Origin of the sequence: Winogradskyella sp. PC-19, assembly GCF_002163855.1 — a bacterium.
Lineage (GTDB): Bacteria > Bacteroidota > Bacteroidia > Flavobacteriales > Flavobacteriaceae > Winogradskyella.
The window spans coordinates 687,503-706,875 of record NZ_CP019332.1 but is presented as its reverse complement, the minus strand read 5'-3'; the positions used below and the strand labels follow the sequence as shown (position 1 = coordinate 706,875).

24 protein-coding genes are annotated in these 19,373 nt (G+C 32.0%); 5 read left to right on the top strand and 19 right to left on the bottom strand.

Annotated features, from left to right (window positions below):
* Positions 1 to 11 precede the first annotated feature (11 nt).
* Entirely contained in the window at positions 12 to 737 is a 726-nt protein-coding gene (locus BTO05_RS03280; protein ID WP_087491285.1) for a hypothetical protein, read from the bottom strand.
* Positions 738 to 896: 159 nt separating this feature from the next.
* Between BTO05_RS03280 and BTO05_RS03275 the strand changes: the two genes are divergently transcribed.
* The 5 genes from BTO05_RS03275 (at position 897) to BTO05_RS03255 (ending at position 5,505) form a co-directional block, all read left to right on the top strand.
* The gene (locus tag BTO05_RS03275; protein WP_087491284.1) at positions 897 to 2,327 is read left to right on the top strand and encodes an ATP-dependent RecD-like DNA helicase; all 1,431 of its coding nucleotides are present in this window, start codon (positions 897 to 899) and stop codon (positions 2,325 to 2,327) included.
* A 47-nt stretch (positions 2,328 to 2,374) separates the two neighbouring features.
* Positions 2,375 to 3,103, top strand: a complete 729-nt coding sequence (kdsB, locus tag BTO05_RS03270) for a 3-deoxy-manno-octulosonate cytidylyltransferase (protein ID WP_087491283.1) — start codon at positions 2,375 to 2,377, stop codon at positions 3,101 to 3,103.
* Positions 3,104 to 3,811, top strand: a complete 708-nt coding sequence (locus BTO05_RS03265; protein WP_087491282.1) for an HAD family hydrolase — start codon at positions 3,104 to 3,106, stop codon at positions 3,809 to 3,811. It begins immediately after the preceding gene.
* A gap of 61 nt (positions 3,812 to 3,872) precedes the next feature.
* Positions 3,873 to 4,955 (top strand): iron-containing alcohol dehydrogenase family protein, encoded by a 1,083-nt coding sequence (locus BTO05_RS03260; protein WP_232459769.1) that lies wholly within the window; start codon positions 3,873 to 3,875, stop codon positions 4,953 to 4,955.
* Between the two features lies 1 nt (position 4,956).
* A complete protein-coding gene (locus BTO05_RS03255) occupies positions 4,957 to 5,505 on the top strand; it encodes a 1-acyl-sn-glycerol-3-phosphate acyltransferase (protein ID WP_087491281.1) in 549 nt (182 codons plus the stop codon).
* Here the strand turns inward: BTO05_RS03255 and BTO05_RS03250 are convergent.
* The 18 genes from BTO05_RS03250 to BTO05_RS03170 form a co-directional block, all read right to left on the bottom strand.
* Complete coding sequence (locus tag BTO05_RS03250; protein WP_232459768.1) at positions 5,502 to 5,999, bottom strand: hypothetical protein; 498 nt, start codon at positions 5,997 to 5,999, stop codon at positions 5,502 to 5,504. The genes BTO05_RS03255 and BTO05_RS03250 overlap by 4 nt on opposite strands.
* Positions 6,000 to 6,193: 194 nt before the next feature.
* The gene (locus BTO05_RS03245; RefSeq protein WP_087491279.1) at positions 6,194 to 8,788 is read right to left on the bottom strand and encodes a zinc-dependent metalloprotease; all 2,595 of its coding nucleotides are present in this window, start codon (positions 8,786 to 8,788) and stop codon (positions 6,194 to 6,196) included.
* A gap of 99 nt (positions 8,789 to 8,887) precedes the next feature.
* Positions 8,888 to 9,352, bottom strand: a complete 465-nt coding sequence (locus BTO05_RS03240; RefSeq protein ID WP_087491278.1) for a nuclear transport factor 2 family protein — start codon at positions 9,350 to 9,352, stop codon at positions 8,888 to 8,890.
* 208 nt (positions 9,353 to 9,560) lie between these two features.
* Entirely contained in the window at positions 9,561 to 10,310 is a 750-nt protein-coding gene (locus BTO05_RS03235; RefSeq protein WP_087491277.1) for a YebC/PmpR family DNA-binding transcriptional regulator, read from the bottom strand.
* 81 nt (positions 10,311 to 10,391) lie between these two features.
* Positions 10,392 to 10,682 (bottom strand): 4a-hydroxytetrahydrobiopterin dehydratase, encoded by a 291-nt coding sequence (locus BTO05_RS03230; RefSeq protein ID WP_087491276.1) that lies wholly within the window; start codon positions 10,680 to 10,682, stop codon positions 10,392 to 10,394.
* An 86-nt stretch (positions 10,683 to 10,768) separates the two neighbouring features.
* Positions 10,769 to 11,212, bottom strand: a complete 444-nt coding sequence (locus BTO05_RS03225) for a hypothetical protein (RefSeq protein WP_087491275.1) — start codon at positions 11,210 to 11,212, stop codon at positions 10,769 to 10,771.
* Between the two features lie 56 nt (positions 11,213 to 11,268).
* Positions 11,269 to 12,099 (bottom strand): sugar nucleotide-binding protein, encoded by an 831-nt coding sequence (locus BTO05_RS03220; protein ID WP_087491274.1) that lies wholly within the window; start codon positions 12,097 to 12,099, stop codon positions 11,269 to 11,271.
* A gap of 27 nt (positions 12,100 to 12,126) precedes the next feature.
* The gene (gene gcvT, locus BTO05_RS03215) at positions 12,127 to 13,209 is read right to left on the bottom strand and encodes a glycine cleavage system aminomethyltransferase GcvT (protein ID WP_087491273.1); all 1,083 of its coding nucleotides are present in this window, start codon (positions 13,207 to 13,209) and stop codon (positions 12,127 to 12,129) included.
* 69 nt (positions 13,210 to 13,278) lie between these two features.
* Positions 13,279 to 13,749 (bottom strand): hypothetical protein, encoded by a 471-nt coding sequence (locus tag BTO05_RS03210; RefSeq protein ID WP_087491272.1) that lies wholly within the window; start codon positions 13,747 to 13,749, stop codon positions 13,279 to 13,281.
* 1 nt (position 13,750) lies between these two features.
* The gene (locus BTO05_RS03205) at positions 13,751 to 14,440 is read right to left on the bottom strand and encodes a LytR/AlgR family response regulator transcription factor (RefSeq protein ID WP_087491271.1); all 690 of its coding nucleotides are present in this window, start codon (positions 14,438 to 14,440) and stop codon (positions 13,751 to 13,753) included.
* Entirely contained in the window at positions 14,430 to 15,494 is a 1,065-nt protein-coding gene (locus BTO05_RS03200) for a sensor histidine kinase (RefSeq protein WP_087491270.1), read from the bottom strand. Before BTO05_RS03200 ends, BTO05_RS03205 begins: the two co-directional genes overlap by 11 nt.
* A complete protein-coding gene (locus BTO05_RS03195) occupies positions 15,481 to 16,140 on the bottom strand; it encodes a hypothetical protein (RefSeq protein ID WP_087491269.1) in 660 nt (219 codons plus the stop codon). The genes BTO05_RS03200 and BTO05_RS03195 overlap by 14 nt, the downstream gene beginning before the upstream one ends.
* 104 nt (positions 16,141 to 16,244) lie before the next feature.
* Positions 16,245 to 16,628 carry a DoxX family protein gene (locus BTO05_RS03190; protein WP_317041906.1) on the bottom strand — a complete coding sequence of 128 codons (384 nt, stop codon included), beginning with the start codon at positions 16,626 to 16,628 and terminating at the stop codon, positions 16,245 to 16,247.
* A gap of 82 nt (positions 16,629 to 16,710) precedes the next feature.
* Complete coding sequence (locus tag BTO05_RS03185) at positions 16,711 to 16,998, bottom strand: hypothetical protein (RefSeq protein WP_157662522.1); 288 nt, start codon at positions 16,996 to 16,998, stop codon at positions 16,711 to 16,713.
* Between the two features lie 101 nt (positions 16,999 to 17,099).
* Entirely contained in the window at positions 17,100 to 17,252 is a 153-nt protein-coding gene (locus BTO05_RS13925; protein WP_157662521.1) for a hypothetical protein, read from the bottom strand.
* 5 nt (positions 17,253 to 17,257) lie between these two features.
* Complete coding sequence (locus BTO05_RS03180; RefSeq protein ID WP_087491266.1) at positions 17,258 to 17,587, bottom strand: hypothetical protein; 330 nt, start codon at positions 17,585 to 17,587, stop codon at positions 17,258 to 17,260.
* Between the two features lie 19 nt (positions 17,588 to 17,606).
* Entirely contained in the window at positions 17,607 to 18,101 is a 495-nt protein-coding gene (locus BTO05_RS03175; protein WP_087491265.1) for a DoxX family protein, read from the bottom strand.
* A 98-nt stretch (positions 18,102 to 18,199) separates the two neighbouring features.
* Entirely contained in the window at positions 18,200 to 19,372 is a 1,173-nt protein-coding gene (locus tag BTO05_RS03170; RefSeq protein ID WP_232459767.1) for a helix-turn-helix domain-containing protein, read from the bottom strand.
* Position 19,373: the final 1 nt, after the last annotated feature.

Here is a 19,373-nt window from a genome sequence, read left to right as displayed (position 1 = left end):
TTTTAGTCAAACTATTCTTTTTTAGAGAAGTTTTTTGGCCAGTTTCCCGTAGTTTTCACTTCGTTCATAGAACCAACTACAATTTTTGGTCCGTTAACACCGTCTACAGAAACTGTTTGTTTTTCGTTTGAAACTAAGTTTTTGTCTTGGTCATATAAGATGACTGACTTGTCTACGCTAGCTTCAAAAACCGGGATATCATCAATCGAACCTGCTTTCAATTCAAATTTTGCACCTGGTTCACCAGCACCAACATTCATTATGTTTTTATAATCGATATTTTTAAATAAAGAATCTTTTACAGAATAATAGTCTAGTGTGTCTACAACAATAAGAGTTTTGAAGTATTCAATACCATTAAAGCGTTTTGTTTTCTCTTCATCTAAAACTGTAGAATCACGACGTTCAGTAATAGGTACTTTTGCTGTATCAATGAATTTGATTAAGTTTTCGTATTTATCTGTGTATTTTCCGTTTACATCCTTATACGCAACTTGTGCATTCCTAATATCCAATAAACGGTCTACAACTACTTGGTAGCGATCGTCTTTTATTTCCTTAAACCTTAACTCACCAGCCACAGACTCATATGTTATATAGCCTAAGAAAATTATTAATACCCATAGTAGTAAATTTAAAATAGGCTTTAATTTTTTTGGTACAAATTTATCAATTAACCATACGATGGCTATTGTTAGAAGAATAATGGCAACAACTGCAATAATTACTGTTAACATAGTTTGTTTTATTTATTAGGTCTTTCGCAAATCTACAATTTTTTTTTGTTCGTAAAAACATAATAAATAAAAATATAAAAAATTGAATTTTTGAGTTGCAGTTTTAATTAAGAATATTAAGATATAATGGTATCTTGCCCAAGTATTCTAATAGTATAAATGATTCAAATCGCATCAGATTTTTATAGACTTATAAAGTCTAAATTTCCTTTTCAACCGACTGAAAAACAAGATATTGTTTTATTACAATTGTCTGAGTTTATATTTGATACCAAACCTAACGCATTATATCTATTAAAGGGTTATGCAGGTACTGGAAAAACGAGTATCATCGGAACTATTGTTTCAAATTTGTGGCAGGCTAAGATTAGTGCTGTTTTATTAGCACCTACAGGTCGTGCTGCAAAAGTTATATCTAACTACTCTAAAAAAGAGGCTTTTACAATACATAAAAAGATTTATTTCCCTAAAAAAGAAAAAGGTGGTGGTGTTAAATTTGTAATGCAACCCAACAAGCACCGTAATACAATTTTTATTGTTGATGAAGCTTCAATGATTCCTGATGCACCATCTGACTCTAAACTTTTTGAAAATGGATCATTATTAGATGATTTAATGCAATATGTATACTCAGGACATAAATGTAAGCTACTTCTAATAGGTGATAAAGCGCAGTTACCACCAATAAAATCTGATTTAAGCCCAGCATTAGATGCTCATAAACTAGATTTAAATTATAACAAGGACGTCAAATCAATAGAGTTAGATGAAGTTGTAAGGCAAGAACAAAACTCTGGTATTTTATTAAATGCTACAGAACTTCGAGCAGTTTTAGAAACTTCGTTTTATGAGAGTTTTAAATTTGATGTCAAACCTTACAAGGATATTGTTCGTTTAGTAGATGGCTATGAGATTATGGACGCGATTAATGATTCGTATAGTAATGATGGTTACGAAGAAACAGCGATAATTGTAAGAAGTAATAAGCGCGCTAACTTATATAATCAGCAAATTAGAAACCGAATTCTATTCAATGAAAGTGAGTTATCTGCTGGTGATTACCTTATGGTCGTTAAGAATAATTATTATTGGATTAAACCCACAACAGAAGCTGGTTTTATAGCCAATGGAGATATTATAGAAGTTTTAGAAATCTTCTCTATCAAAGAATTATATGGTTTTAAATTTGCAGAAGTTAAAGTAAAAATGGTCGATTATCCTCGGATGAGACCTTTTGAAACTGTATTACTTTTAGATACTATATCTGCTGAAAGTGCATCATTGACCTATGAAGAATCTAATCGATTATATCAAGAAGTTTCAAAAGATTATGTCAACGAAACATCAAACTATAAACGATTTTTAGGCGTAAAAAACAATAAGTTTTTTAATGCTTTACAGGTTAAGTTTTCCTACGCTATTACTTGCCATAAATCTCAAGGAGGTCAATGGAAGACCATATTTGTAGAACAACCTTATCTACCCGAAGGACCAGATAGAGACTATATTAGGTGGTTGTATACTGCTGTAACTAGAGCAAAAGAAAAGCTGTACCTTATTGGATTTAGAGATGAATCTTTTGTAGAATAGTTTATGTCAAACCAAACTATTATTTTTGAATAACTAAACAATCCTAAATGAAGGTTATTGCCATGATTCCCGCTAGATATGCGGCTTCTCGTTTTCCAGCAAAATTGATGCAAGATTTAGCTGGTAAAACAGTTATTACAAGAACCTATGAAGCAACAGTTGCAACGAAACTTTTCTCAGAAGTATATGTAGTTACAGATAGTGATATTATTTTCGATGAAATTAAAAGTCATGGTGGTAATGCCATCATGAGTAAAAAAGAGCACGAATCAGGTAGTGATAGGATTGCTGAAGCTGTAGCTGATGTTGAATGTGACATTGTAGTTAACGTTCAAGGTGATGAGCCATTTACAGAACGCGAAAGCTTAGTGAAGGTTTTAGAAGTTTTTAAAGACGATTTAGATAAAGAAATAGATTTAGCTTCATTAATGGTCGAAATTAGTGATTGGGAAGAAATAAATAATCCAAACACAGTCAAGGTTATTGTCGATCAAAAAAATTTTGCATTATATTTTTCTAGAAGTCCAATTCCTTTTCCGCGTGATAAATCTGTAGCCTCAAGATATTTTAAACATAAAGGTATATATGCTTTTAGAAAGCAAGCATTATTAGATTTTACAGTTTTACCTATGCAGTTTTTAGAAGCTACAGAAAAGATTGAGTGTATCAGATATCTCGAATATGGTAAGCGAATTAAAATGGTAGAAACAAATATTCAAGGTGTTGAGATAGATACTCCTGAGGATTTAGAACGCGCTAAAAAACTCTGGAAATAAATGAGTATTGATTTCAAAAATATTAAGGTAATAGGCTTTGATGCAGACGATACGCTTTGGGTTAACGAAACTTATTTTCGAGATGCAGAACAAGAGTTTGCACAATTGCTTTCACATTTTGAAACACCCAATAAAATAGATCAAGAGCTTTATAAAATGGAGATTAAGAATCTTCCGCTTTATGGCTATGGAGTCAAAGGGTTTATGTTATCTATGGTAGAAATGGCACTAGAATTATCTAATTATAATCTATCAAATAAGACTTTAGAAAAGATTTTGAATATTGGTAAAGCTATGATTAATAAGCCAGTAGAATTATTAGACGATGTTGATGAAGTTTTAGAAGAACTTTCAAAAAAATACAAGTTAATAGTTGCTACTAAAGGAGACTTGTTAGATCAAGAACGAAAACTAGAAAAATCAGGTCTGCTTAAATATTTCCATCACATTGAGGTATTGAGTGAAAAAGAGAGTGCCAATTACAGTAAGCTTCTAAATCATTTAGAAATAAATCCGTCAGAATTTTTAATGATAGGTAATTCATTAAAATCTGATATATTACCCTTAATTGATATTGGGGCTCAAGCAGCGCATATCCCGTTTCATACAACTTGGCAGCATGAAACGGTTAAAGATAGCGTCAGTAATGGTAAAAATTACCTTACATTAAAAGCCTTAAAAGATATCTTTGTGTATTTGCCAAAATAATTTGCTGTTTAGCAACTGATAAAGTAATAGTATTTATATTTTTGTTATAGAAATTTAGTAAATGAGTTATAAAAATTTTCCGATGGTTTCGCGTGTCATTTTTGGCAGAGGCAGTTTCAATCAATTAGATGAAATTATCTCTCCAAAACGACAAGGACGTGATGCACCTTTTATTTATTACGTTGATGACGTATTTAAGGGTGACCATTGGTTGACTTCTAGGATATCACTATCCTACAAGGATAGAATCATTTACGTATCTACAAAAGAAGAACCAAAGACAGAGCAGATAGACCAATTGGTCGAAGATTTGATTTTAGAGTTCAGTGAACGACCTTCTGCAATCATAGGTATTGGTGGAGGTATAGTTTTAGATATAGCAAAAGCAGTATCATTGATGCTTACCAATGAAGGAGAAGCAAAAGATTATCAAGGCTGGGATTTAATTAAGAATCCTGCTATTTATCATGTTGGGATTCCTACAATTTCAGGTACAGGTGCAGAAGTGTCAAGAACCACGATATTAACAGGACCAGAACGTAAGCTAGGTATTAATAGTGATTACACACCTTTTGACCAAGTTATTTTAGATCCAGAATTAACTAAAAACGTCCCAAAAGACCAATGGTTTTATACAGGAATGGACTGTTTTGTTCATTGTATAGAGTCTCTTAACGGAACGTTCTTAAATGCTTTTAGTCAGAGTTATGGAGAAAAAGCATTTGAAATTTGCAAGGAAGTATTTCTTGGGGATAATTTATCTGTTGAAGAATCTCAAGATAAGCTAATGATGGCTTCATGGCACGGCGGAATGAGTATTGCCTATTCACAAGTTGGTGTTGCACACGCTATGAGTTACGGTTTAGGTTATCTATTAGGAATAAAACATGGTATCGGTAATTGTATTGTTTTTGACCATTTAGAAGAGTTTTATCCTGAAGGTGTAAAGCTTTTTAAAGAAATGAAAACAAAGCATAATATTTCGCTTCCAACCGGTATTTGTTCCAATCTCGAAGATGAAGAGTTTGATATTATGATAGACGTAGCTTTAAGTCTGGAGCCGCTATGGGAAAATGCTATAGGTAAGAATTGGAAAGAAATAATTACACCTGAAAAGCTAAAGGCTCTATACCTAAAAATGTAGCATGAAAGCTATTGCAAAATTCATTTACTTCAAAGTATTAGGCTGGAAAATTGTTGGAAACACAAATTTTTCAAAAGATACAGTAAAGAAAGCTGTTATAATCGCAGCACCTCATACGAGTTGGCATGACTTTTTTATAGGCCTTTACTTGAGAAAAATAACGGGAGTAAAAACAAATTTTATCGCCAAAAAAGAATTATTCAAATGGCCCTTTAATTATTATTTTAAATCTATCGGAGGAAGAGCAGTAGATAGAACTTCCGGACAAAATAAAGTCGAAGCTATTGCTAGTCTTTTTGATGGCGAAGAAGAGTTTAGGCTTACTCTAGCCCCAGAAGGAACTCGAAAAAAAGTCGATGAATGGAAAACAGGCTTTTACTATATAGCTAAAGCTGCCAACGTACCAATAATAATGTTTACGTTAGATTTTCAAAATAAGAAAAACAAAATTTCAGAACCATTTTATCCGACTGATGATAAAGAAGCTGATTTTAAAGTTATGCATTCATTTTTTGAAGCTGTAATAGGAAAAGTGCCAAAATACTCTTAAGTCTTTCTGGTTTTTAATTTATTCTCTTTAGGTTTTTCTTCGACTTGTTTCCTTCCAGGAAATATTAGAGATGTGCTGGCATAAGTCGTGCCGAAGTTTTGGTTTGCATAATACACTTGACTTATAGCATCTTTGACTTGATCCTCTGATAATTCTTTTAAAGGATGAATAAAAGTTGACCAAATAATACCATCAGATATTGCATACTTAACATCTAATGCCGAATGAAAATTAGCAATCAGAGCATTTTCTAGCATATTTTTTTCTAAGCTAATAGTATCTGCAATAGGAGAGATGATACGCATTCTGTTATTAGTTGAGTCTGTAAGTACTATAAAGACTTTTTCTTGAATTTTAAATTGCCATCGACCACTTTCACCTTTTACATTTTCAGTTATTTCATATATAAGTTCACTTAATTTTTTATTCGTCATATTTTGAGCAATTGACGACAATACAGTAATGCTTAACAGTAATGTGAATATTTTTTTCATCGGTATGTTATTTTTGATAAGTCATTCTTACAGTCGTTTTATAAAACAAATACTAACAATTTTGGCATAAGATTTGCTTCATATCTATTAAAGCAATGAAACATAAAATAAACCCTAGCGTCACTAGAAAGAAACATTGTAAAATAAAAAGGCTATCAATTAAATTGATAGCCTTTTTTGTATGATTGATAGTCTTATTTAACTTCTTTTAAAGCATTATCAATTAGTGTTCTTAAGTGTTGTTTATGTGCTTTCGAAGATACATCTCCACTTGGCGCAGCCATGGCTCTAATATTTTTTAAATTATAAAGAACCATTGATTTAGCATTGTTTGTAAATCTTCCACTTTGTTTACCTGTTAACATATCTATAAGCATATTAGTATATTCTAACTGTAAATTTTGTCTAAACGAATTTATATTTCCATAGATATCAGCTTTGAATATAGCATTATTTAGGTCTGTCATAAATGTCGAAAGTTTATACTCATTACCATATAACTCACTATCAGTAATACGTTGTAATGTATTTGGATGAAGAATATGAACCAAAACTCCCATTTGATAGTTTAGTACTTGTCTATGTATTTTTGGGTCTTCTGGACCACCAAAGAAGTTATAACCTCTACGTTGCATAGCTAGGTAATTATATAAGTCATTAGGTGCATCAAAAGCATTAGGAGCAAACACATATGTTTTTAATGCATTCATTGCTCTTTTTTGGTCTTCCAGACTTACAGGAGTGTAAGGCTTAGTAGCACCTTGTTGACCTACCATAGCTCTATCAACATAAACACCACCAATAAATCTAGAAATAACATTACCAGCAGTAGCGCGTTGACCACTCAAAATATAATAAGCACGACGCATTTCTTGAAAAGACTCACCGTTTTTAGCAAACTTATTTTTAATGTTACCCATCATATCATCAACGAGTTTAAACCTATCAATAGAATAACCAATTTGGTCATTTGATAAATCTCCAATCATTACACGAGGGTCAATAGCTTTTCCAGGAGCACGCATATCGTCTGCATCATTACCAAAAATTAATTCTGGTTTTGTAGATTGATTTAATAGTACTTCTTTTTCAGCACCAGTTTTAAATGGCGTATATCCAAACTGAATAGCCCACACATCATAAGGTCCAACAGATGTATCATAATATTGTCCTTGCTTTGTTCTATCGTTAGTTAAATTAATACCAGCATAATCCATTACAGAACCCGTAAGACACTTTCCTTCAATAAAGCTAGCATCTGCTAATTGCTCAGGAGAGAATAGTTGACTGGCCTTCATGTTGTGATTAAGTCCAAGTGTGTGTCCTACTTCGTGCATTATTAGGGCTTTCATTGACTCTTTCTTCATACGCTCCATTTCTAAGTCACTTGCACCAGCTACTTCTAATACGGCTTGACCAAACATGGTATTTTCGTGCATGACATGTCCCATAGAACAAAACACTTTATTTTCTTTCAAATATTCTGAAGCGTCAAAAGCCTTTGGCTTTGCAGAAAGTTCAAATAATTTATCATACATAACTCTATTAGTAAAGTGTACATATTCCAGCATAATGTCAGAACCCATAATTTCTCCAGTTTTTGGATTTACGAAGCTTGGTCCGTAACCACCAAAAGGAGGATTTGGAGATGATGTCCAACGTAATACGTTATAGTTAATATCTCCAGCATCCCAAGTAGCATCGTCAGGTTGCATTTTTACGACCATAGCGTTTTTGAATCCTGCTTTTTCAAAAGCTTTATTCCACTCTAAAACACCATTCTTAATAGTTTCTCTCCATTCAACTGGTGTAGAGTTTTCCATCCACCATGTGATTGGCTTAACTGGTTCTGAGATAGCTGCACTTGGATCTTTCTTTTTAAGATTCCAACGATGTACTAAATCTCTAAATGGTGCAGAATTTGTTGCAGTTTGGTCATCTACTTGTGTTGTAAAATAACCAACGCGTGGATCATCCAAACGTATTTCATAGTCGTTTTCTGGCATAGCAATAAAACTATGAAAGATTTGTACACTTACATTTCTTCCATCAGCGATAGCGTTAGAACCACCATTAATAGCCGATGATTTCGAATACACATATTCTACCTCTAAATTTGTATTGTCTTCGTAGTTATTAATTGCTCTTACGGTAGTTTTATTTTTGTCTAAATTACCTAGTGTAAATGCAAATGGCGATTGGCCAGGAAAACGAGGTCGTTTGAGCTGTCTGAGTGTTTCTTTTTTGAAAACATCATCAGCCTTGATAAGATACTCACCAGCTTCTTTATCATGTGCTTCAATTTTTAAAGACGCCATTTTACCATTTGTCACATTAGCATCTTTCGAACGCGAAATGGCATTGTTTTCATCAAAGTAGAATGATGTATTTTGACCTTCAAATTCTAATTTATTAAAATGCTTATTGATTTTAAATACTTTAGAACCACCGTAACTTCCGCGATACAAACCTGCATCAGTACTACCATTAGATACTTGACTAAAATAGATGTAGTCTTTACCAATTTGATTTTCCTTTACAACCATTTGTAACGAACCTGTAATCGTGTCTTCATAGATAGTAAAAAGGCCTTCAATTTTTTTACTTGTTTTGGTTATATCTTTGATAGTTTTTTCTTTTTTCTTAGCTGGTTTAGGAGCAGCAGCTTCAGTTTTGTCTTTTTTTCTTTTTTTCTTTCTCTGAGCAAAAGAATTTTGTGGCATTAAAAAAGCGCATAAGAGTAAAGCTAGCGTTAATGATTTAACTGCTTTGATTGATGTCATTTTCATAATTATTAATTTGGTTTAGTGATATTAACTATTCTGAGATAGAATAGGTTAACAATATATAAAATATGAGTCTTTGTTTAAGTTAACGAGTGTTAAATGTCAGAGTTTTACCTCAAATTTATCGAGTAAACTATTGGTTTGTTTTTGAAGTTTTTTTCTAAAAAAACCAGTGCTCCCTAATAGTTTCCCTTTAAAACCTATTGCTTGTGTTGCCCATTTATGAAGGTTGAAATTATCCTTATGCCTTATAATTAGTCCATCCTTAAATTCAAATTTTGCTGAAATCTTATTGTGTACCTTCCTACCAGTTTTACTGAAATTATAAATAGCTTCCCATTTTGCTGAACCATTATTTTTATTGGTTTTTATTTCTGAAAATGTAACTATAAAGTTTTTTCCTTTTTGGGATGAACAAAGCATACGCCACATATTTTTAGCACGTTCACCTTGTAAAGTGCCAAAAGCAGGGTCTTCGAAAACTACATCTGGATGGTAACAATCAGCCATAGTTTCTGCATCTAGATTTGTAAATGCATTATAAAATTTTTCGATTAATTTATCCATGATTTAAATCTACAAAAAAGAATTTCAGGTTTAAACATCCAAAAGCAGATTTTGTGCGTATATAAAATATTATATTTTGTTTTTACAAAATGTAGTATATAATCCTACTTATGTAGGTTACCCTTATTTAATTTAATGGATTATTTTAAAAAGGAAAAAGGCTATCATTAAATGATAGCCTTTTGTATTTTATTTTATAAAATTTTATTTATGCTTCCGAAGATTCTTCCATAGTGTGATATACATTTTGCACATCATCGTCTTCTTCAAGTTTTTCTAATAGTTTTTCTACGTCTTCTGCTTGTTCTGCTGTAAGTGGCTTTGTTACTTGTGGTATACGCTCAAATCCTGACGAAATAATTTCTATACTATTTTCTTCTAAATAGGATTGTATGTTTCCAAAACTTTCGAATGGTGCATATATCATAATGCTTGTTTGCTCGTTACCATCAGCATCTTCATCAGTGTCTTCAAAAATTTCTTCAACGCCATAATCTATAAGTTCTAGCTCTAATTCTTCTAAATCTAAATCCTCACCAATAACCTTAAAATTACAAGTATGGTCAAACATAAATACAACTGAGCCAGATGTACCTAAACTACCATCTGTTTTATTAAAATAACTACGAACGTTAGCTACTGTACGTGTGTTATTATCTGTCGCTGTCTCAACTAGCACAGCAATACCGTGCTGCGCATAACCTTCAAAAAGAACTTCTTTATAATCACCTTGACCTTTTTCACTCGCTTTTTTTATAGCACGTTCTACATTTGCTTTAGGCATATTTACAGCCTTAGCGTTTTGTATTACAGCTCTAAGACGCGCATTACTATCAGGGTCAGGTCCACCTTCTTTTACTGCCATTACGATGTCTTTACCTATGCGTGTAAAAGCTTTACTCATGGCAGACCAACGTTTCATTTTACGTGCTTTTCTAAACTCAAAAGCTCTTCCCATTTCTTAAAATTTAAGGTTATTATGTGTATTAAAACCGAAGTTGCACAAATTTAAAAAAATATGTGTGGTTAAAAAATGAATTTAATCTTCTGGCTCAACAATAAAATCAATTGCTTTTGCTAATTGGAAATCTTTTTCAGTAACGCCATCTGCATCATGTGTTGTTAGTGATATTTTTAAGACATTATACACATTACTCCAATCTGGATGATGACCCAAAGCTTCGCACTCAAATGCAATACGGCTCATAGCACTAAAACAGTCTTTAAAGTTTTCGAATTCAAATTCTGAGTGGAGCGCATCATCAAAATAATCCCAGTCAGGTAGTTGTAATAATTTAGCTTCTATAGTGTCTTTATCTAGTTTTTTCATTTTTTTGATTATATATTTAAACTTATGTTTATTTTATTTTTGTCATTTACAATCAGTATCACAACAATCTACTATTTTATTAAAATCTAAGGTCTGATATATCTTAGCTTCCCAACTTCTAAAACATTTAAAACGATTATTTCTGAATTGTTAGAGCCTAAATGACCATATCCATTAACATTATTATTTTTTAAGATTCCATTTAAAGTCATGTTGATATTAGCAGTACAACCTTCTATTTTATATATTTTTTCAAGTAAATCTTTAGGAAATTCAATTTGATTAAAATTTAAATCCATATCAAAATTTTCTTGACAAGAATCTTTTTTTAATGTTTTGAATCCAGAATATTCCATACAATTATAATAAACTCCTCTAATAGTTATTGTATCATTTATAACATTATTTAAGTCGCAAGATTTAGTTATAATAATTTTATTCTGATAAGAAGTAGTTTTTGATTTACAAGAACAAATTATAAGTAAAAAGATTGAGCTTAATGATACTGTATTTAAAATCCATCTTTTCAAAATAATTGTATTATGTTATGAATTAAAATTAACTAATTTCAACAAGTATAACAAACTTACTTCATTAGTTCCTCCAATACTTTATCGCTTGTAATTTGAAGGTGTTTTGGTAAGGTATTATATTTTGGTAGTACTGCTAAGTATCTGTCTTCGTTTGTTGTATACACTTGTTTTAAAGAAACTTTGGCTTCTGTGAGATTAGCCACTAGTTCTTTAATAAATTCGTCATGGTGCACCAAGTCGGTACTTCCTAAATGAAATACACCAGATTTATTTCTGTTAATGATATAATGAATTTGTTGTGTTACTTTTTTATCGAGTGTCACATTCATTATTAAATTTGGAAAAATTTCTACTGCTTCTTTTTCTGTAATGAGTTGTTTTATTTCCTGAATTCTTGGGCAATTGGTACCAAAAACCATCGGTAATCTTAATATTGCTATTTGACGCTTTGGCATTCGCATTAGCATATTTTCAATCTTAATTTTAAAATGCCCATATATGCTATGACTTAGTGTTTTGTCAGTTTCGTAGCTAGGATATTTACTATAGGCGTCAAAAGCATTAGCTGAAGAAAGAAATATAATTTTTGAACCATGTTCTAAAGCATACTCAGCAATATGCGCATGGGCAATAGTTTGTGCATGAAAATTACCTCGTAACGCTGATATTATAATGTCTGGTTTTGTAGCTTCAAGGATTTCGTAGATATCATCTTCTTCAACATTATAGTGAAAGAATTGCTTGTTTTTTTCGTAAGCCGCCTTAGGAGAGAAATACGTACCGTAAGTTCTAAAATAATTGCATAGCTCTGTGTATATGGCATTGCCTAGATAGCCACTAACGCCAAGAATTAGTATTTTATGTTTACGTTCTGTCTTCTTCATTAATCTATCAACGCTCAGATACGCATTTTAGCTTTTGTAAAATGGTAATTTTACAACAGTAGCAGGAATAGCTTTTTTACGAACCTGAATATTAATTTTACTGTCTGCAGAAGCAAAAACACGAGGTACATATCCTAAACCTATACCTTCGCCTAAGCTTGGACTCATTGTGCCAGAAGTTACGCGACCAATTGTTTTTCCAGAACCGTCAACGATGTCATAACCATGACGTGGAATTCCGCGTTCATCCATTTTAAAAGCGACTAATCTGTTTTCTGGTTTGCGTTCTTTTTCTGCTTGTAGTGCTTCGCTGTTAGTAAATTCTTTATTGAATTTACAAACCCAACTCAATCCAGCTTCGATAGGTGATGTGGTATCATCTATATCGTTTCCGTAAAGACAGTATCCCATTTCTAGACGTAACGTATCTCTAGCTGCAAGACCAATAGGTTTAATACCAAAATCAGCACCAGCTTCTAATACTTTATCCCATACTTGCTTGACTTCAGAGTTTTTACAATAAATCTCAAAACCACCACTACCAGTGTAGCCAGTAGCTGAAATAATCACATGTTCAATCCCAGCAAAATCACCAACTACAAAATTGTAAAAGTTAATACCAGCTAAATCATGAGAAGATAAGGATTGCATTGCTTCAACTGCTTTTGGGCCTTGGATAGCTAGTAAAGAGTAGTCTTCGCTTAAATCTCGCATTTCTGCTCCTACATCGTTTTTAGAAGATATCCAGTTCCAGTCTTTTTCAATATTACTTGCATTTACCACTAAAAGGTATGTTTCGTCTTTTATTTTGTAAATGATTAAATCGTCTACAATACCACCATCATCATTTGGTAAACAGCTGTATTGTGCTTTACCAATTTCTAATTTTGAGGCGTCATTACTAGATACTTTTTGGATTAAATCTAGAGCATTTGGCCCTTCGATTAAAAACTCTCCCATATGTGATACATCAAAAACACCAACAGCATTTCTAACGGTTTCGTGTTCTATGTTTACGCCTTCGTATTGTACAGGCATATTATATCCAGCAAAAGGAACCATTTTAGCACCTAAGGCTTCGTGTGTAGCAGATAATGCAGTATTTTTCATGAGATAAATTTCAAAATTTGAAATGCTAAATTAATGATTTTTTAAGTCAATTTTTCTTAAAAAAAGTAATTATAATTCCTCTAATTGCATTCGATAATCATACTGTAAATCCTCATGAAAACTCAAAACCTTTTTCTCAATAGCTACTACTTGTCTTTGGTATAAATTATCTAGTGTCCTATTGCGGTGAATATTTGGTTTAAGTTCATTTAACTTCTGACAAAAATAAATCAGTAATTCTACTTCTGTAGTTTTGGTAATGCTATAGCGACTGAAAGTTTTTATCTGTCTTAGAATTTTACGAATCGTCTTTTTCATATAGAAATAACTATCTGTATTCATACCCGCAAACTGTTCATCTAAAGTTTCTTTTATGCTTTCGATGTAGCTTTCTTCGTCATGTGCTTGAAACAATAGATAGGTGAGAAGCTCCTTATTTTCTTTTTTAAAACGTCCTAATCGCAAGCACAGTTGTAGCAAATCTTCCTTTGGTAAATGCTGTAATTCCTTTTTTATAGTAACTATTGATGCTGCTTTCATATTATAAATGTAGTGCTTCTAGGACTTTAGTCTTGTAGGTTTGTCCAATTGGAATCTTATGCGAAGCTACCATTATTTGGTTGCCTGACAACTGACTTAACTTATTTATATTAACGCTAAAAGACTTGTGTGTGCGAATAAAATGTTTTGGTAATTGTGCTATTAAGCCAGAAAACGTGCTGTGTGTTGTGATGGTTTTATCGTTAAGATGTACTTTGACATAATCACCATAAGCTTCTACAAATAAGATGTCTTCAAAACGTGCTTTGTGTAAGGCTTTGTTTTCTTTTAGTATTATAAAATCGGTCTCTGATGATGCAGATGTATTGGTAAGTACTTTATTAATAGCCACTAAAAAGCGTTCGTAGGCAATAGGTTTTAGGAGATAATCTGTGGCATTGACTTCAAAACCGTCCACTGCATATTGTGGATATGCAGTGGTAAAAATTACTGCTGGTGGTTTGGCTAAACTTTTATAAAAATCTATTCCAGATTGTTGAGGCATATTTATATCTAGAAATATTACATCTACAGTCGGATTTAGTTGCAAATATTTAAAAGCTTCTACAGCATTATTACAGGTGTGTTTTAAATCCAATACAGCAGTATTTGCTATAAAATGTTGTAACACTTTTTGAGATGATAATTCGTCATCCACAATAATACACGATATGGTTGCGCTATTGTTCATCTGTAATTTCTATGGTAACCGTAAAGCTTTCTTTGGTTTCTTCTTTGATAAATTTATGCTGATTCGGATACACTAAATTAAGATTATTACGTAAGTTTTCTAAACCAACACCAGAATAGTCGTCGGCCATGTTATTTGATATTTTACAATTTTTATTTTTTATTTTAAAACTGAAATTTGAAGCCTCTTGTTTCAAATGAATTTGAATAGTGTCTGATGTTTCATTTCCGGAAAATCCATACTTGTAACTATTTTCTAATAATGGTAATAGTAACATAGGATATATTTTGAAGTTTTCATCCACAATTTGAATGTCTAATTCTACCTCATTTGACGCATGACCACGATATTTCTGAAACGATATATAATTTTTTAGGAGTTTGATTTCGTCTTTAAGAGAAACACGCTCTGTATTTGAATCATAAATCACATAACGCAAAACGTCTGACAACTCTACAATTGCGGTAGTAATGTTTTCTTTTTTCTCTAATGCCATAGCGTAAATTACATTCAGTGAATTGAATAAAAAATGCGGATTTATCTGTGCACGTAATGCTGAAAGCTGTGTTTGTATTTGTTGATTTTGAAGTCTTAGTGTTTTGTTGAGATTGGTATTAAAATAGAACCAATCTTCAGCTAATTTCAAGAGGGTTGTCGCTATTAAAAAAATACTATAGGTCAAGTATATATTAAGATTAGACAAATATGAAACAAAAAAGTAGTTTGGAAATAGCGTATCTAATAGGTTATTAAAAAAATAGCTATTGGTAAATGCAAATACTAATACATTGATTAAAAATAATAGGATATAAATTAGATATCGTTCTTTCTTTAAGAATCTTGGAATAAGGACATAAAAGTTAACACATACTGGTACTGCGATGACTAATAAAAATGCTACAGTATAAATATAATCTGCTGTTATTGGGTTCTGTCCTTTTGAGAAAATAAAAAGTAGAATCACAAAAGCTAAAGACCACAGAACGCCATTAAATAATAGTGGTCTGTGGTAATTAGTTTGTTTTAAAAACGTATTTATGTTAAGGTTTTGCATTGCTTGGTGTTAGTTTATAAACCACATCGATATCCCATTTGTCTTCAATATCTGCACTCATAAACTTCTTGAGAAAATTGTGCAGTTGTTCGCTATTAGCAGTAAGAATTAAATCATCATCAACACCTGTTTTTTCGTGCTTTAATCGCACTTTATCATTGTCCAATAGTTGACGCATTACTTTTTCGTTAAGCCATCTTAAAGTGACTGTATTATCACTTTCTACTTTTGCATAAGCAGCAGAATGTGTTTTTAGTAAGTGTTGTCCAGCTAGTCTGTTTAAATCATTACTGTCGTATTCAAACGGTGAGAAATCTAGAAACAGGTGGTTGTCAACCATAAAAGGCATCGCTAAAAAAAGCGCCTCATTTTCTTTTCTTGTTTGTTTTATGTAATAGCTGTTTTTGTAGCGCTCATAAGCTTCTTTGTCTTCTTTTAGTAATTTTGTTTGGTCTTGGTTTTCTTTTTCCCATTCTTCTTTAAAAGAAACAATTTCCCATTCGCCGCTTTTATTATCTGTCCAATTACCAACAAAAGCATTGTGCTGTTTTATGGTGTTGGTTGTATAAAATGGCTGAATAGATTTTACAATGCAAGAGCTAAATAATAAAACACCTAAAGTGAGTAATATAAGTTTACGTTTCATACTATTTGTTTTAAAAGTTTCAGCTAAACTCCTTTAAAAGACAAAGAGTTGCAACATATTTCGACAAACACGTTGCAACTCAGGTCAAACATTTTAGTTTTTTATTATCTTCCTTTTCTGCCGTCGATAGAAAATTTCCCAGGTCCAGCTAAAAAGATGACTACAAAAGCAATAAAATAGAGTAGTGCCATTTCTTTGCGTGCTAGTGGGTCACTACCATGAACTATAAATGCTGCAACACCCATAGTTATAGCTGCTGGGACTGCTGCAAATTTAGTTTTAATACCAAAAATGATTAGAACCGGTGCTAAGACCTCACCAATAAGACATAAGATTAGTGAAGCGGTTGCTCCAACTCCGATTGGATCGGCAAATTCTATTGGTCCGTTAAGTTTATCAAGTTTGGGAATACCGTGGTTTATTAACATGAGTCCTCCAAATCCAAGGCGCAAAATTAATAATCCAAGGTCGTTGTAATTGGTTTTCAAAATAAAAGGGGTTTTTTAGTTAGTTTAGTTAAAGATATAAAAAAAGCATCTTTTTAAAAGATGCTTTTTTTATAAATCGTATTTACTTTTTAGAAGTTTTGGATTCTGGGTTATTAAAAGATGTTTTGTAGATGATACTTTCTGGCTTGTATTCAAAAACAATATTTCTGTTATTTTGTTTTTCTAATTCGAATATGGAGTCGTTTTTTATAAACTTAAACTCTATATCGTAATTTGCTGTATTCAGGTTTAATGTCGTTTTGTAAGTGCCATCGTTATTTTTATCATCAAGAAAAAGTGTTTCTTTCCAAGAAAGTGGAAGATTACTACCACGAACACCAACGGTTTTTACATTTTTTATAGTGCTCATATCTACTATTAAAGTTATAGTTTTAGGCTGTGTTTTTTGCACGCAACTTAATGATGTAAGTATTATGCTCCAGATAGTTAGTAATTTACGGACTCTCATTATTAATTGATTTTAGTGTATTCGTATTTGTTTCGTACAAAACGAGTATTAGAACCTTCTAGCTGCACCTCTTTAGTAGCGCTATATGTAGTATCTGTCAAAACCCTAATTACATACATGTCTGCTTTTTTACCATTATCTCTACCTTGATACATGGTTACTAATGTTTTGGTACTATTTTTTTAGTGAAACTAATTACTTTTTCATTACCGAAAATTGTACCGTCTTTCTTAATTTTTACTTTAGAGACGTTATTCTTATTTGGTTCGTAATCATATTGAATGCTATAGATGATTTTGTCACCTTCAATCTTTAACTCCATTGTCGAGGGAATTTTTTCTTGTTTACCTGATTGGTAGTCTTTATAAGTTAGATGGCCTTTCCATTTGGTGTTGTTCATGCTTTCAAAATCCGAAAGTTGAATCGTGTCTTGTGCATTTGTAAATAGTGTTACAAATAATAGTGCGAATACTGTAGATAAATGTTTCATGTAATTAATGTTTATATGATTATTTTAATTTTTTACCAATTATATAGTCCAAGCCAAAACGTCCTGAACCCAAAATGAGATTATAGACTGATATCCATAAGAAACCCATAGCAGGTAGCATTGCCCATAGACCTTGATTCCATTTTTGCATAAATATTGGAACGAGCATGGTGCACATTATTAAAAACGAAGCTATTCTGGTTTTAAGTCCTAGCATTAAAAAGAGTCCACCAACAGCTTCACTAAAAGCGCCCATCCAAGCAAAGAATATTGGTGCTACAGCAAAAATACCACCGTATGCAGCTACATCTTCAGGAAACCATGCAGATACTTCAAACAAGTTTAGGTTTTGACTATCTGCTGTCCATGGCATTCCAAATTTATCGGCGCCAAAACTTGCTGTTAATAATAGGCCACAAATAATTCGTGGTATGGCTATTAATACATCGTTATACCAGTTTTTTTGAATAACTGGAGTTATTAAAAATTTGAATAAAGATTTTAATTGTATCATCACAAACTATTTTTTGTTGTTGATACAAATTTGCGAGAATATTTCGCTGTGGACGACTTAGAACGTCTTAACAGGACTTAAATACGATTTGAGACGTATTAATTTAATTGAGATTTCAAATATTCAGTAGGTGAGTAGTTGGTTAGTTTTTTAAATACGCGATTGAATGTTGCTTTACTGTTAAAACCACAATCTTGCGCAATACCTAATAAAGACATTTGTTGGTGCTTATTCTCTTTTAGCATGCTCTTAAAAGCCTCAACTCTATAACCATTAACAAAATCATTAAAGTTTTTATTGAAGCCAGAATTGATAATTTCAGATAATTGGCCACGCGTAAGATTGGCTTGTTCTGCCAAGTCGGCTAAATTTAACTCTGGATTTAAATATGCTCTTTCGTTTTCCATAAGGTTTCTAACTAGAGCTAATTCCACTTCGGAAACGGTTTTGTCTTCCATTTCGTTTTTAGACTCTGGGATTCCAATCGTTTTTGGCGAAAAGCTAAACTTTAATTTATTAAGCTTGGTTGTGTCTGTAAAGTAACCCTTGATACCTATAAATAGTGTAATTACAGCCAGATAAAGATTTAACCACCAACGTTCTTGGTAACCTAAATCTGTAATTGATAGATCTATTATTTCTTGAATAGAATCGTACAAAAATGAAATTGTAAATAATATTAGAAATGTGAGTATCCAGTTAAGTTCTAGCTTATAAATATTAGAAAAATATTGAATAATTTTTTTGCGATAGTTGTAGAAGAGTTGAAAGGTAAAAGCCAAATACAATAACATATGAATAGGAGAAACATAACCTAAAACGGGTTGAACTATAGCTTCATCAAATGCTAATTTTAAAATTCCATTTTGTGCATCTTCAAAGCCTGGTTGTATTATATCGTAAGTATATGTAACTACTCTTAGTAGTATGACAATAATGGCCAAAGTGAAATGCCACCAATATGTCTTTTTGAATTTAAAATTACTCTCAGTAACTGATTTGACATATAAGTATATCAAGGGCGCTAAGGCTACTCCAATATTAATAAGAAAGTAATTGATTTTTGTAGTCCTAAACGTATCATACCAACCCATAAAACCAACAGTGTAGCAAGTTTGGGTATAACACGTTAATAGAAGAATTAGCCCTAAAAACAAATCTGAATTGTTACGTTTTTTATAATAGCGTAACAAAAGTAGTACTACAAAAATAAGACCTTGTAATACAAGAATTAGTAATGGTAAACTCCAACGATTAAAATCTGGAAACACT